A 13155-nucleotide genomic window follows, 5' to 3' on the forward strand; every position below is an offset into this window, starting at 1 on the left:
TTTGTTTGCGCGCCACGCGCTGCTGCCGCATGGCTGGCGCCGCGACGTGCTGCTGGAGTGGGATGCGGCCGGCGACTTGTCGCACATCCAGGAGGGTGCAACTCCACCGCCTGGCGTGGAAGTGGCGCAGCATGTCTTGCCCGGCATGGTTAACCTGCATTCGCATGCCTTCCAGCGCGCGCTGGGCGGCATGACGGAGATCGCCGGCGAGGCAACCGGCGATGCGCGGGACAGTTTCTGGACCTGGCGCGAACTGATGTACCGCTTTGCGCGCCACATCACGCCGGAGCAGATGCAAACCATCGCCGCGCAGCTGTTTGCCGAATGCCTGCGCCATGGCTATACGGCTGTGTGCGAATTTCATTACCTGCAGCGCGATGCGGCTGGCGCGCTGTATGTGCGACCCGCCGAAACGGCTGAACGGGTGCTGGCCGCGGCACACATCAGTGGCATCGGCATGACGATGTTGCCCGTGCTGTACAGCCATGCTGGCTTCGGCGAGCAGCCCTTGAAAGCCGAGCAGGCGCGCTTCCGCACCGATGCGGATGATGTCTTGCGCATCATCGAGGCGCTGGCGCCGCAGCGCGGCGGGCAGGTGGAGGTGGGCTTTGCGCCCCACTCGCTGCGTGCGGCTGGTGTGGCGCAGATCCGCGCAGTGGCGCAAGCGCTGCCGGCGCTGCGCCCCATTCATATTCACATCGCCGAGCAGCAGGGCGAAGTGCGCCAATGCCTCGATGCCAGCGGCCGGCGCCCGGTGCAGTATTTGTACGATCAGGTCGATGTCGATGCGCGCTGGTGCCTCGTGCATGCCACGCATGTGCAGCCCGATGAAGTGGCGCTGATGGCCGCCAGCGGCGCCGTGGCGGGTCTGTGCCCGACAACGGAGGCGAATCTGGGCGATGGTCTGTTTCCGCTCGTCGAATTCATCGCCGCCGGCGGGCGCTTCGGCGTCGGCAGCGACAGTCATGTATCGCAGTCGCCCGTCGAGGAATTGCGTTGGCTCGAATACGGCCAGCGCTTGCAGCGCCAGCAGCGCAATGTCGCCGCCACACCCGATGAACGCCATGTGGGCGACTACCTGTGGCAGGCGGCCTTGCGAGGCGGCGCCCAGGCGTCCGGGCGCAAGCTGGGCGCGCTGGCGCAGGGCAACCGCGCCGACTTGCTGGTGCTCGACGAGACGCATGTGAACTTGTGCGGCGTGGCTATCGGGGATGTGCTGGGCAGTTTTCTTTTCTGCGGCAACGACAACTTGGTGCGCGACGTGTTGTGTGGCGGCCAGTGGCAGGTGCGCGGTGGGCGCCATCTGGCGCAGGACGCCATCGCCACCGCCTACAAGCGCACCCTGGCGCAACTGAGGGCGCTCTGATGGCAACCTTCATTCCGCATGAATACCTGCGCGCCGCGCCGTGGAAAAATGGCGGCGGTAGCACGACGGAAATCGCCATTGCTCCCATGGGCGCCGGCTTCGACGACTTCGACTGGCGTATCAGCCTGGCGACAATCACGGCCAGCGGCCCGTTTTCAAGCTTTCCCGGCATCGACCGCAGCCTGATGCTGGTCGATGGCGACAGCGTGCAGCTGACGCTCGACGGCACGCGCAAGGTGGTCTTGACCGCAGCGCAGCCCATGCTGTGGTTTTCCGGCGAAGCGGCCGTGTCCGCGCAAGTCAAGGGGCCGACGACGGATTTCAACGTGATGACGCGCCGCGACCGCTGCCGTCACCAGCTGGAAAAAATCACGGCGCCGGGCAAGCTGGCGCGGCGCAGCGCGGCGACCCTGCTGTTTGTCGCCGGCGAGGGGGCCGTGCTGGCGCGCGGTGCAGAGCAGCAGTTCGCACTGGCCCGCTACGACGCCTTGCTGTTGGATGCCGACGATGCGCAGGAATGGCGGTTGGAAGCTCTGCAGCGCACGGCCGTCTTCCGCGTCGATCTGTTCATCTAGGAAGGAAAACACCATGCAAGACTGGGACCTGGTCATCCACAACGTCCACCTGGCCACCATGGAGCACGGCTATGGCGAACTGCTGGACGCAGCCATCGCCGTCAAGGATGGCCGCATCGCCTGGTTCGGCCCCGGTGACGAGCTGCCGGCCAGCGGTGCAGTCCTGCTCGACGGGCAGGGCTGCTGGCTGACGCCCGGCCTGATCGACTGCCATACGCATATCGTCCACGCGGGCAATCGCAGCGACGAATTCGAGGCGCGCCTGAATGGCGCCAGCTATGAAGAGATCAGCCGCGCCGGCGGCGGCATCATGTCCACCGTGCGCGCCACGCGCGCGGCCAGCGACGACGAATTGCTGCGGCAAAGCCTGCCCCGCGTGCTGGCGCTGCTGGCCGAGGGCGTGACCACCCTGGAGATCAAGTCCGGCTACGGTCTGGCTGCGGACAGCGAGGCGAAGATGCTGCGCGTGGCGCGCAGGATAGGGCAACAGCTACCCGTGTCCGTGCGCACCACGTTTCTTGGCGCGCACGCGCTGCCGCCCGAGTATGCGGGCCAGGCCGACGCGTATATCGACCTGCTGTGCGCGCAGATGCTGCCCCAGTTGGCTGGCGATGGCCTGGTCGACGCCGTCGACGCGTTTTGTGAGCGCATCGGCTTTACGCCGGCGCAAACGCAGCGCGTGTTCGCGGCGGCGCGAGGCTTGGGCTTGCCCGTGAAACTGCATGCGGAGCAGCTGTCCGACCTGGGTGGCGCGGCGCTGGTGGCGCGCTACGGCGGCCTGTCGGCTGACCATCTGGAATTCTTGTCGGAAGAGGGCATCGCCGCCATGGCAGGACATGGCACCGTGGCCGTGTTGCTGCCGGGCGCGTATTACTTTTTGCGCGAAGTACAGCAACCTCCTGTCGCGGCATTGCGCGCGGCGGGCGTGCCGATGGCCGTGTCCACCGATTGCAATCCGGGCACCTCGCCCATGACGTCATTGCTGCTGGCGATGAACATGGCGTGCACCCTGTGGCGCCTCACACCGCAGGAAGCGCTGGCCGGCTGCACGCTGCATGCGGCGCGCGCGCTGGGCCTGCAGCATGAAACGGGCAGCCTGGTGGTGGGCAAGCGCGCCGATTTCGCCCTGTGGCGCATCGCGCGCCCGGCCGACCTGGCGTATGCGCTGGGCCTGAACCCGTGTGCGGGCGTGGTGTACGGCGGTGTCTGGCGCGCGCCGGTGGTAAGCTTGAAGGATTGATCATCCGTCCTGGAGCGCCGCGTGCGTGCTGCTTACTTGCTGTCTTACCTGCTGTCTTACCTGCTGTTTTATTTGCTGTTCTTGCTTGTCTTCGCCGCCGCACCCGCGCATGCCCTGGATGGCGGTACCTTGAAGGTGGGCTCGAAGCGTTTCACGGAATCCTACATCCTCGGCGAAATCGTCAAACAGAGCGCCGCGCCGCACGTCAAGACGGAGCACCGCCAGGGACTGGGCAATACAGCCATCGTGCTCGCCGCGCTGCAGGCGGGCAGCATCGACGTGTATGCCGAATACATGGGCACCATCGCCAGCGAAATCCTCAAGCACGACAAACCGATTGATCTGGAACAGATGCGGCGCGAGCTGGCGGCGCTGGGCCTGGGCGTGGCGGTGCCTCTGGGCTTTAACAATACCTATGCGCTGGCCGTGCGCGGTGATGAAAAAGCCATCGCCAGCCTGGCGCAGCTGGCGCAGCACCCCGCCTTGAAGTTTGGCCTGTCGCATGAATTCATCGGCAGGGTCGATGGCTGGCCGGGCCTGGCCGCGCGCTATGGCTTGCCGCAGCGCCCGCGCGGACTCGATCACGGCATCGCCTACGAAGCGCTGGCGCAGCGCCAGGTGGACGTGATCGACATTTATTCGACGGACGCGAAGATCCGCCAGTACGGCTTGCGCGTGCTGGCCGACACGCAGCAGTATTTCCCCCGCTACGACGCCATGCTCTTGTTCCGGCTCGACGTGCCGCCGCGCTTTCCCGCCGCTTGGCAAGCGTTGCAAGGGCTGCAGGGGCGCATCAGCGAGGGCGACATGATTGCCATGAATGCGGCCGTGGAAATCGATGGCAAGAGCTTTGCGGGAGTGGCGCGGCAATGGCTGGCGTTCGGCACGCAGGCGAACAAACCGACCGCCGTACGCAGCAATCTGCTGGCTAAAATCATCGGCGACGATTTGTGGACTCTGACACGCCAGCACGTGACCCTGGTGCTGCTGTCGGTCGCCCTGGCGTGCCTGATCGGCATTCCGCTGGGCGTGCTGGCGGCATTTTCGGCGCCGCTGCGGCAAACGGTGCTGGCCTTTGTCGGCGTGCTGCAAACGGTGCCGTCGTTGGCCTTGCTGGCGATCTTGATCCCCGTGCTGGGGATGATCGGCATGGTGCCGGCGCTGGTGGCCCTATTCGTGTATGCGCTGCTACCCATCGTGCGCAACACGTGCACGGGCATCTTGCAAGTGCCGCAAGGCTTGCGCATGGCGGCGCTGGCGCTGGGCTTGAGCCGGCGCGACCGCTTGCTGCATGTGGACTTGCCGCTGGCCTTGCCCGTCATGCTAGCAGGCGTGAAAACGGCGGCCGTGATGAGCGTGGGCACAGCCACCATCGCCGCCTTCATCGGCGCGGGTGGCTACGGCGAACGCATCACCATCGGCCTGGCGTTGAGCGACAACGACATGCTGCTGGCCGGTGCCATCCCCGCAGCCGTGTTGGCCCTGTTGACGCAGGGCTTGTTCGAGCTGCTGGAGCGCTGGGCCGTGGCCGGCCGGCAGCACTGACGGCATCACGGTTACAACGAGTGCAGTTTCGAGCGCACCGAGACGACGGCCTGGTGCAGGATGCGTTCAGCCTGGAAGTCGTTCTCGCGCTGTTCGGCGATGGCTTGCAAGTCGCGCGTGTAGCGCTCCAGGCGGGAGCGCAGGTAGGCGCGGTAGATTTTCATGACGAGCGGTTTGGCAGAGACATTCATGATGTGGCTCCCATATGCGTAACGATTCGGTCATTGATTCGTTCATTGTGTGTGAGCGCATTGCCGCCATTTTGCGTCGTATCAAACGCCAGCGCGCCGTCAATTTGACGCGTTTGATATTGCGCAATGCCCCACCAGCAGAAGATGCCACACTGAATCTTCCTGCCTGGCCATCATCGGCCTCAGGCTCTGTTTTCCCTGATACCTTCAAAAAAACTCAAGGAGCGTCGCATGGTCATTTTTGCCGTGGTTGCTGGCTGCATCGCCTGCCTGACAGTGTACCAAATCTATAAAAATGCGCAGGGTGGCAATGGGGTTACGCAACAACATATCGGCTTGCATGGCACATTGATTGAACCACGGAAATAAACTGTGGCAAAGGATGGACAGTTCTCTGACAGATTTAAGGAAAATATAAGGCCCGGTAAGCAAATGTAAAGGTCGGCGCGGTGACAAGTCATAGCGTTTATATTGACAACCGTTGATTGCATTCTCCCCCTCCCACTTGACAATGGGTTCACCCCGCGGTGCCGCTAGCCCGCGGGGATTTTTTTTGGAATTTACGCTTACAGTTCCCTTCCTATCAAACTGGTTTTGGAGTGCCCGCCGACAATTGCGTCAAGGCATCGCCAGCGACCCTGCAGATGCGCCAGTCCGGCATCACGTCTGCGCCCATGCCCTTGTAGAAGTTGATCGCGTTTTCATTCCAGTCCAGCACCGACCATTCGAAGCGGCCGCAATCGCGTTCGACGGCCAGCTGCGCCAGCGCCACCAGCATTTGCTTGCCATAGCCCTTGCCGCGCACCGACTGCTTGACATACAGGTCTTCCAGGTACAGGCCCTTGCGGCACAGGAAGGTGGAAAAATTGTGGAAGAACAGGGCGAACGTCACCACTTGGCCATTTTCCGTGCCGACCAGCGCTTCACACGCGGGATGGGGGCCGAACAGGCTGTCGTGCAGCATGGATTCCTTGGCGATCATCATGTGTTCGAGTTTTTCAAACACGGCCAGTTCATGGATCATGCCAAAGATGGCGGCCACGTCGGTTTCCTGGGCGGGACGGATGGCGAGAGTGGCGGTGAAAGTGTTCATGTTGCCTTTGCTGATGGAGTGGTGGAAAGGGAGGCGACGGCAGCGGTCTTGCGCGCGCCCGACGTCAGGGCCCAGGCCACGCTGGACAGGCAGAGCAGCATGCCCACCCATTCGATGGCGGCGGGCCGGTAATGTTCAAACTGCACCGATAGCAGCACGGAGATGACGGGCGTGACGACGCCGATATACACGGTCTTTTGCGTGCCGATGCGTGCGATTAAAGTGAAATACGCACTGAAGGCGATCACCGAGCCGAAGATGGCCAGATATACCAATCCCATCCAGTAACTGGGGCGGGTGGGCAATTGCCAGGACTGGCCCGTGGCGATGGCCCAGACGGCTACCATGAGCGTGCCCCACAGCATGGTCCAGGCCATGGTCAGCATCACGTTGCCGGAGTGTTCGCGCACTTTCATGACCAGGGCATTGCCCAGCGTGCTGGACACGGTGGCTACCAGGGCCAGCATGAAACCGAGCAGGAAGTGACCACTGCGGCCATTGCCGCCATTGCCGCCCAGAATATCTTGCAGCGCCGCACCGATGGACTGGTAAAACAACAGCACGATACCGCAGATGGCGACGAAGGCCGCGCAGCAGGTGCTCCAGGTAATCGGCGTGCCGAAGGCGATGCGGTTGAGCAAGGGCGTCCAGAACACCATCAGCGCAAACAGCACGCTGACGAGGGCGGAGACCAGGTATTGCTCCGAGCTGTAGGTGCAGACATAGCTGATGGCAAACGAGGCCAGGCCTTGCAGTAGCATCCATTTTTGCGCGCGCCAGGGCAGGCGCAAAGTGTCGCCGCGCAAGGCGCACCAGGCAAACAGGGTGGCGGAAGCCAGGCCGAAGCGGTAGACCACGGAAACGGCGGGGGCGACATCGCCCAGCTGCAAGGTGATGGCCCAGAAGGTGGAGCCCCAGATCAGGCAGGCAATGATGAACAGGAGAGGAGAGGACATCGCACAAGTATACGGGCATAGCGCGTCCCGGTCGAGCTTGGCAAATGAAGGGGCGAAATGTGCGGCAAGCTACTCTCAGGCATTGAGCCAGCGCAGTGCTTGTGAAAAATGTTGAATTTATGAAAATATTTGTATTATTATTAAGTAAATATTTTCTTAATTGCATCCGTGAAGGAGGACCGCCATGCCAGCCTCACTGCAGATCAAAGTCTGGAGCCTGCTTGTGTATGTCATCGTGGCAACCTTGATGGCCATCTGGCTGCACGAGGGCATGTCGCCCTCGGCCTTGCTCATGGCTGCCGGCGCCTTCGGGTAAGTGCATGCGCTGGCAAGCAGATCAATGCGTGACGCGGGTCTTGCGGCCATCCGACAGCAAGCGCACGCGCTCGCCCGGCCGGAACAGTTCATCCGCGTCTTGCACGATGGCGCGCATGTCACCATTGTCCAAGCGCACGGTGATTTCCAGGCCGGCCTTGTTCGAGGCATTCGCTTCGATGCTCTTGCCGGCCATACCGCCGGCGACCGCGCCGAGGATGGTGGCCGCGATGGCGCCCTTGCCGCCGCCGACTGCCGAGCCGGCCACGCCGCCCAGCGCCGCACCAGCCAGCACGCCCGTGCCCGTTTCGCCCTTGTCGATGGTCACTTGGCGCACGGATTCAACCGTGCCCATGCGAACCGATTGTTCATTCTGCGCCTGGCGCGCATTGTAGACATTAGCCGAGTTCGGTTGTACGGCGCAGCCGGCCAGGGTGGCGAGCAATGCCACTGCAATGATTGGTGCTTTCATGTGGGACTCCCTTGGACAAAAGTTAATTGCCGATTGCGTCGACCGGCAGTAAAGATGCTGACTTATCATAAGGACACTTGGTGCAGATAACTAGTTGTGAATAGTAAAAATCTGTTACCGGCCCCGCGTGACCGCATGACCACATGACCACTTTCCGTTCAATACGCCAGCCGCAGGCGCCGGTACAAAAATCCCAGCACGAACAGCGGCCCCACCAGTAAGAAGCGCAAATCGTCCAGGAACGACGGTTTCTTGCCTTCGATCTGGTGGCCGATGAACTGGCCTATCCAGGCCAGCACGAACAGCGCCAGCGCCACGGGCAAGATGGTCAGCGCCGGCATGAGCAGCAGCAGGCCCAGCATGGCGGCCAGCATCGCCAGCATGCCCGCCGCAAACGGGCGCGACAGCTTGTAATAATAGTATAAGGCCAGAATACTGCCGAGCAGCGCCACGCTGGCATGCACGCTCCACAGCAGCCCCAGCAGGCTGAAAACGATCAGCGGCACGCACACGATGTGCACCCGTTCATTGACGTGGTTGCGGTGGCTTTCGCCATACTGGGCCAGCAGGGTGTCGATGGTGCGCATGGGCGGTCCCTTGTGTGGTGTTTTGCCTGGAAATTCTACACCGGAACACCCGCCGCCGAACGCGGCGTTCTATGGTGGAATTGTTCAAATGGTAATTTTGCGTTATTATTTTCTATTGGAAATATTTTCTTTCATTTCAAAGGCATCCGTGACATCGCCAGCCAGCCATCCTGATTACCAGCGCTATTCGATGGCATCCCTGCAGCAAGCCTTGTCCGGACAGGAGGGCACCGACGCTGTGCGGCGCCAGCGTATAGAAACGGAAATTGCCCAACGTCAGCAGGATGAGCTGGAGGCACAGCAGCGCCAGTGGGCGGCGCGGCCGCAGGACAAGCCGCTCGATTCGACCACCGCCGCACTCACGCAAGCGGCCAAGCCCCACTTGCAGTCAGCGGGCTATGTACTGCTGTTCACGTGGGTCGTGTTAACAGTCAGTGCTTGGTCTGAAATCGCTCTGGCGGATAGGCGGATTTATTTTGTTGGCGGCATCGAATTGCTGATCTTTGGCATTTTTTTGTTGCGTGGCAAGCTGCGCGCGGCGAGATGGCTGCGCTGGCTGATTGCCCTCTTGCTGCTACCCACCGTGCTGGTGCTCGATTTCCTGTTCATGCAACCGCTGTCCCTGACCGTCACGCAGTTCAAGCTGGCGCCTGTCCGTTATGGCTGGCTGGTGCTGGAAACCGTGCTGTCGCTGTGGACCATGCATTACTTGTACCGTCAACTGGGGATGCCTGCCGTCATGGCCGCCTGTGATGCCAGGGGATACAGGCGGCGCGATTTGCGCATACCCGCCATTCTCGGGCTAATCTTGGGTATCAGCAGCGTTGGCATCGGGCTGGCGACCTCGCGTGGCGAGACGGCCCGGCAGGCGCACACGATAGTGGCGCAGCGCTATGGTTCGGGCTACCAATACCATGTCAATGGCATCGGCGAGTCCGTCACGCCGCAAGGCAGGTTTCATACGGCGCAGGTGCAGGTGTGGGATGACAAGGGCATCATGTCCGTGCCCGTGCAGTGGCCCCAGTAAAATAGGCGCTACCACCACTCCCACAGGATGCCGCTTTTGACTCGCCTATTCCCTCTTGAACCGGGCATGCCGGAGCCGCGCAAGCGCTGTTTCGATCCTGTCGTCGACGCCGGCACGCGCTTGCTGATACTGGGCAGCCTGCCCGGCGAAAAATCGCTGGCGCACAGTCAATATTATGCGCATCCGCAAAACAAATTCTGGAGGCTGCTGGGCGAAGTGCTGGGCGTGGACTTGACCAGCCAGCCCTATGAGGCGCGGTTGAGCAGCTTGTTGGCGCACGGCGTGGGCCTGTGGGACGTGGTGGCGCAGGCGCAGCGCATGGGCAGCTTGGACAGTAATATCCGCGTACGCGACGATAACGACCTGGTGGCCCTGGCCGTCAGCTTGCCACGGCTGCAAACCATCGCCTTCAACGGCGGCACGGCCGCGAAGCTGGGCGTCAAGGTGCTGGGCGAGCATGCGCAGCGTTACCGCATCGTCAGCTTGCCGTCGAGCAGCCCGGCCTACACGCTCGCGTATGCGCAGAAACTGCAGGCGTGGTTGTCTTTGCGTAGCGGATAAGTGGTGTCAGGCGACGACCCGGTGCATGGGGCGGAGGGCTTGTTCTTGCCGGTACTGGCGCCGCCAGTACCAGGCGATGCAGATCAAGCCAAGCACGGATGGCGCCAGCTGCGTCCAGGGTTGCCCCATGCGTAGCAAATTGCCTGCGGCGGCCGAGAACATGGCGAACAGCGAGGCGAGCAGCTTGTAAATGTGTTCATAGCGCCACAACACGCCATGCCAGCGCCGGGGAAAGGCCCAGCGTGCGCCGTCGTAGACGAGGATGGTGGCCAGGCCGCCCAGAGATGACAGGACGACGATGGTTTGCTGTCCGGAAGCATCGTGCTGCAGGCGCAGCAGGATCAGCCCGCCCGCCGTCAGGGCCGCCGCCGTCAGCCAGCCATCGACGGCTTGCGGACCTGCATCCCGCGTGTAGACGGCGCGCCAGCCGCTCAGCAGCTGGTACAGCACCAGCACCGTCAGCACGGCAAAGACGGGGCGATAGGCAAACAGCAGATTACCGATGGCGGCCGTGGCGCAGACCAGCAAGGTGAGCCAGGCGAACAGCCTGCCGCGGCGGCGGTGCTGCGGCGTGCCCTTGGAGGTAGCCACCAGGAACAAGCCCAGGCCGATGGCGGCGCTGCCGGCCAGCACATGGGTGGCAATATTGATCAGTTGCGGCTGGGGCATGCGCATCTCCGGAAGGTGCGCCAGGCTGGTCGCACGCTAACGGGAGATGGTATCTTGATAATTGTAGATTGCCAAGGCGGCAGGCGGCGGGGGAAGAGGCGGAATTTACGCCGGTGCGTACGGCTGCGCTTCCAGCGGCTGTCCCTTGGCATCGAATTTCAGCGCGACCGACAATTGCGTCACGCCGATGGTGGCCAGTGCATCGCAGATGTCGTCGACTTCGTCCTGCAGGTCGGCAGCCAGGTCCAGCGGCTTGTCGGCGCTGTGCAGCAGCTGGCCGCCCGCCATGCTGACGTTGACGCGCAGCAGCATCTCGCCATGCTCATCGGCCGGGCCGACGACCACCGAGACGTCGCCGGCGTCCACGTTATTTTCCGCCAACGCATGGTTGATGCCCGACATCATCTGCAGCATCGCATACTCGCTCATGCCTTGTTCCTTGCCACCGTGGAACAGATCCTGGTACAAAAAGCTCACTTCCAGGGCGCTGCCGGCCGGCGCCAGGCAGCGTTTCACCAGGCCGCCCACTTCCGTCGTCCACAGCTGGTAGCGGGCCATGCGCGCGTCGAACCAGGCGTCGAGCGCCGCTTCATCCTTCGGTTCCGCATAGAACGGGTCATCCACGCGCTTGAGGGCAAAGCCCAGCAGGAAGCGCAGTTCGACGGCCGTGTCTTGCGGGCCGAAGGCCGTCTCGCTCCAGCCGACAATGCTGCTTTCCAGGCCCGGCGTGGCGACGATCTTCTTGTCCGTCATCGACGCGTACGCATCGCGCACCATCTCGTGCAGGTGGCTATAGGTGATGCGGTCGATTTCATCGAGGTCGTAGGCATGGCTCATCAAGACCACCTTGGCTTTGGCGCTTTCCAGCTGCGACTGTTGAAAACTTTTCACCAGCGTTTCAAACGCGTCCTGGTCCTGGAAACTGTCCGCTTCCTTCAGGCCGCCCGTGCTTTGCACCAGCAGGGGCACGACAAAGGCGTTGATTTCCATGGCCGGGGCATTCTCGCGGCGGATCACGGAAATCGATGCCGCTTCCTCGATATGGCTGCGCAAATACTGGTAGGCGCCCACGTCTTCGTACTTGGCGCGCTCGATGGCGTCGTACAGGATTTCATCCTTCTTTTGATTCAATGCCTTGCGGATCAGGCGGCCGAACTCGACGGCTTGCTCGGCCAGCACCGTGCCCTGCGATTCGCTGTCTTCCTGTTCCGCCAGGTTCAGGGCCATCGTGCACAGCATGCGCGTGACGGACTCATCCTTGTCTTCAGGCGTGTTGGCGGTTTTACGGGGGACAGGGCGCTTATTTTTGGGCATGGCGATCAACAAGTTAAGAAAGACGGGTCAGGCAAACGGAAACGGGCGCCATGGCTATGCCAGGCGCCGGGACGGATCATACAGGCGGACGCGGCCGCCTGATACATCAATGGTCGGTATCGAACATCTCGTGCAACTCGTCGAGCAGGTCGGCGGCTTCTTCCTGCGACAGGCCGAGATGCTGGCAGGCAAGTTCGCCGCCCTTGTCCCACTCCAGCGAGGTACTGTTGCCATGGTAGCGCTGAATGCCCTTTTCGGCCAGCAGCGACAGGGCAACGAGCGAACGGATGGCGTCGTCCGTGGACGGGTCCGCCAGCACCGTGTAGTCGTGGTGGTGCAAAATCGCCCAGGAGACATCGGAGGACAGGCCCCAGTTGCGCGCCAGCAAGCAGCCGATGGCCGCGTGGTTGGTCTGGTGGCGCGCGTCTTCCAGGCTGGTAAAGCAATTGTGCGCGTCATTGGCCGCCGCCGCATACGTCTTGACGTAGTCGGGAAAGCGGTTCATCAGCAAAGGCACGCCGATATCGCAGAACAGGCCGAAGGTATGGGCAATGTCGGGCGGGGCGATGCGCAACTTGCGCGAGGTAAACACCAGGGCGCGCGCGCGCTTGGCCGACACATCCCAGAAGTTGGTCAGTTCCACGCCTTCCGCTTCCAGCGCCTGGCGCGCCAGCAAGCCCGTCATCATGGCGCTGCACTGGTTGATGCCGAGAAAGTTGATGCCTTGTTCGACGGATTTGGCCTTGCGCGTGGCACCATAGAAGGGCGAATTGGCCAATTTCAGCAGGGCGCCGGACATGCCGACATCGTCGGCGATGATGCGCGCAATGCGCCGCGGCGACGGGTCGTCTTCGGCCAGTTCCCGCTGCAGGTCGACCAGCAGGCTGGGACGCGGCGGGATGCGGATGGACCGCATCAAGGCGTCAACCGGATCTTCCTGCACTACCTGCTTTTGCGCTGCCGCTCTCATCATCATTGTCTTGCCCGCTGGTTATTCTGTCGTGCGCTGCGCATGGACGGCCTCATGGACGCCTTGTGCAATGCCCGATGATTATCCATGTTTATGCATGGCAATAGTTCATCTCTACAATAGATTGTCGAAAAATTCCTGTTTTTGCCGTGATTGCCACTGATGTTGGTCATTTTGCGACGCAATCAACCCCTGTTTTTATGGTAAAAAAAGTAAGGTGTATTTGTTTTTAAGGCAGCCGCTGGTGCGTATGGGCAGGCGTGGCGCTACAATT

At 62.2% G+C, this 13155-nt stretch carries 16 protein-coding genes; 8 read left to right on the top strand and 8 right to left on the bottom strand.

Features of this window, described 5'->3' with window-relative positions; translation table 11 throughout:
- Position 1: 1 nt before the first annotated feature.
- From ACP7DE_RS09745 to ACP7DE_RS09760, 4 genes are all read left to right on the top strand, one after another.
- A complete protein-coding gene (locus ACP7DE_RS09745) occupies positions 2-1366 on the top strand; it encodes a formimidoylglutamate deiminase (RefSeq protein ID WP_426071915.1) in 1365 nt (454 codons plus the stop codon).
- On the top strand, positions 1366-1941 hold the full coding sequence (locus tag ACP7DE_RS09750; RefSeq protein ID WP_426071916.1) for a HutD/Ves family protein: 576 nt from the start codon (positions 1366-1368) through the stop codon (positions 1939-1941). Before ACP7DE_RS09745 ends, ACP7DE_RS09750 begins: the two co-directional genes overlap by 1 nt.
- A gap of 13 nt (positions 1942-1954) precedes the next feature.
- Entirely contained in the window at positions 1955-3181 is a 1227-nt protein-coding gene (gene hutI, locus ACP7DE_RS09755) for an imidazolonepropionase (RefSeq protein WP_426071917.1), read from the top strand.
- An 81-nt stretch (positions 3182-3262) separates the two neighbouring features.
- Positions 3263-4726: a glycine betaine ABC transporter substrate-binding protein gene (locus tag ACP7DE_RS09760; RefSeq protein WP_426072170.1), complete on the top strand. Its 1464-nt coding sequence runs from the start codon at positions 3263-3265 to the stop codon at positions 4724-4726.
- 11 nt (positions 4727-4737) lie between these two features.
- On the opposite strand, the gene ACP7DE_RS09765 is transcribed toward ACP7DE_RS09760, so the two are convergent.
- Positions 4738-4917, bottom strand: coding sequence for a hypothetical protein (locus ACP7DE_RS09765; RefSeq protein WP_034746290.1), 180 nt, complete (start codon positions 4915-4917; stop codon positions 4738-4740).
- A 14-nt stretch (positions 4918-4931) separates the two neighbouring features.
- On the opposite strand from ACP7DE_RS09765, the gene ACP7DE_RS09770 reads away from it, so the two are divergent.
- Positions 4932-5210, top strand: a complete 279-nt coding sequence (locus ACP7DE_RS09770) for a hypothetical protein (protein ID WP_426071918.1) — start codon at positions 4932-4934, stop codon at positions 5208-5210.
- 290 nt (positions 5211-5500) lie between these two features.
- On the opposite strand, the gene ACP7DE_RS09775 is transcribed toward ACP7DE_RS09770, so the two are convergent.
- Together ACP7DE_RS09775 and ACP7DE_RS09780 are read right to left on the bottom strand one after the other, a co-directional pair.
- Positions 5501-6010: a GNAT family N-acetyltransferase gene (locus ACP7DE_RS09775; RefSeq protein ID WP_426071919.1), complete on the bottom strand. Its 510-nt coding sequence runs from the start codon at positions 6008-6010 to the stop codon at positions 5501-5503.
- Entirely contained in the window at positions 6007-6966 is a 960-nt protein-coding gene (locus ACP7DE_RS09780; protein WP_426071920.1) for a DMT family transporter, read from the bottom strand. Before ACP7DE_RS09780 ends, ACP7DE_RS09775 begins: the two co-directional genes overlap by 4 nt.
- Before the next feature lie 184 nt (positions 6967-7150).
- Here ACP7DE_RS09780 and ACP7DE_RS09785 point away from each other — a divergent pair, with 184 nt between their 5' ends.
- Positions 7151-7282 (top strand): hypothetical protein, encoded by a 132-nt coding sequence (locus tag ACP7DE_RS09785; protein ID WP_426071921.1) that lies wholly within the window; start codon positions 7151-7153, stop codon positions 7280-7282.
- A 21-nt stretch (positions 7283-7303) separates the two neighbouring features.
- On the opposite strand, the gene ACP7DE_RS09790 is transcribed toward ACP7DE_RS09785, so the two are convergent.
- Together ACP7DE_RS09790 and ACP7DE_RS09795 are read right to left on the bottom strand one after the other, a co-directional pair.
- On the bottom strand, positions 7304-7753 hold the full coding sequence (locus tag ACP7DE_RS09790; protein ID WP_282407835.1) for a glycine zipper 2TM domain-containing protein: 450 nt from the start codon (positions 7751-7753) through the stop codon (positions 7304-7306).
- 158 nt (positions 7754-7911) lie between these two features.
- Positions 7912-8340, bottom strand: a complete 429-nt coding sequence (locus ACP7DE_RS09795; protein WP_426071922.1) for a DUF962 domain-containing protein — start codon at positions 8338-8340, stop codon at positions 7912-7914.
- On the opposite strand from ACP7DE_RS09795, the gene ACP7DE_RS09800 reads away from it, so the two are divergent.
- Positions 8330-9367 carry a hypothetical protein gene (locus ACP7DE_RS09800; RefSeq protein WP_426071923.1) on the top strand — a complete coding sequence of 346 codons (1038 nt, stop codon included), beginning with the start codon at positions 8330-8332 and terminating at the stop codon, positions 9365-9367. The genes ACP7DE_RS09795 and ACP7DE_RS09800 overlap by 11 nt on opposite strands.
- Positions 9368-9433: 66 nt before the next feature.
- Positions 9434-9928, top strand: coding sequence for a DNA-deoxyinosine glycosylase (locus ACP7DE_RS09805; protein ID WP_426072171.1), 495 nt, complete (start codon positions 9434-9436; stop codon positions 9926-9928).
- A 6-nt stretch (positions 9929-9934) separates the two neighbouring features.
- Here the strand turns inward: ACP7DE_RS09805 and ACP7DE_RS09810 are convergent, their stop codons facing one another.
- The 3 genes from ACP7DE_RS09810 to ACP7DE_RS09820 all read right to left on the bottom strand — a co-directional run bounded on the left by ACP7DE_RS09810 (position 9935) and on the right by ACP7DE_RS09820 (position 12884).
- Positions 9935-10597, bottom strand: coding sequence for a hypothetical protein (locus ACP7DE_RS09810; RefSeq protein WP_426071924.1), 663 nt, complete (start codon positions 10595-10597; stop codon positions 9935-9937).
- Positions 10598-10702: 105 nt separating this feature from the next.
- Positions 10703-11911, bottom strand: coding sequence for a hypothetical protein (locus tag ACP7DE_RS09815; protein ID WP_426071925.1), 1209 nt, complete (start codon positions 11909-11911; stop codon positions 10703-10705).
- Between the two features lie 106 nt (positions 11912-12017).
- Entirely contained in the window at positions 12018-12884 is an 867-nt protein-coding gene (locus ACP7DE_RS09820; RefSeq protein ID WP_426072172.1) for an HDOD domain-containing protein, read from the bottom strand.
- Positions 12885-13155 lie beyond the last annotated feature (271 nt).

Origin of the sequence: Janthinobacterium sp. DSP2-3-3 (genome assembly GCF_049897325.1) — a bacterium.
GTDB lineage: Bacteria > Pseudomonadota > Gammaproteobacteria > Burkholderiales > Burkholderiaceae_D > Janthinobacterium.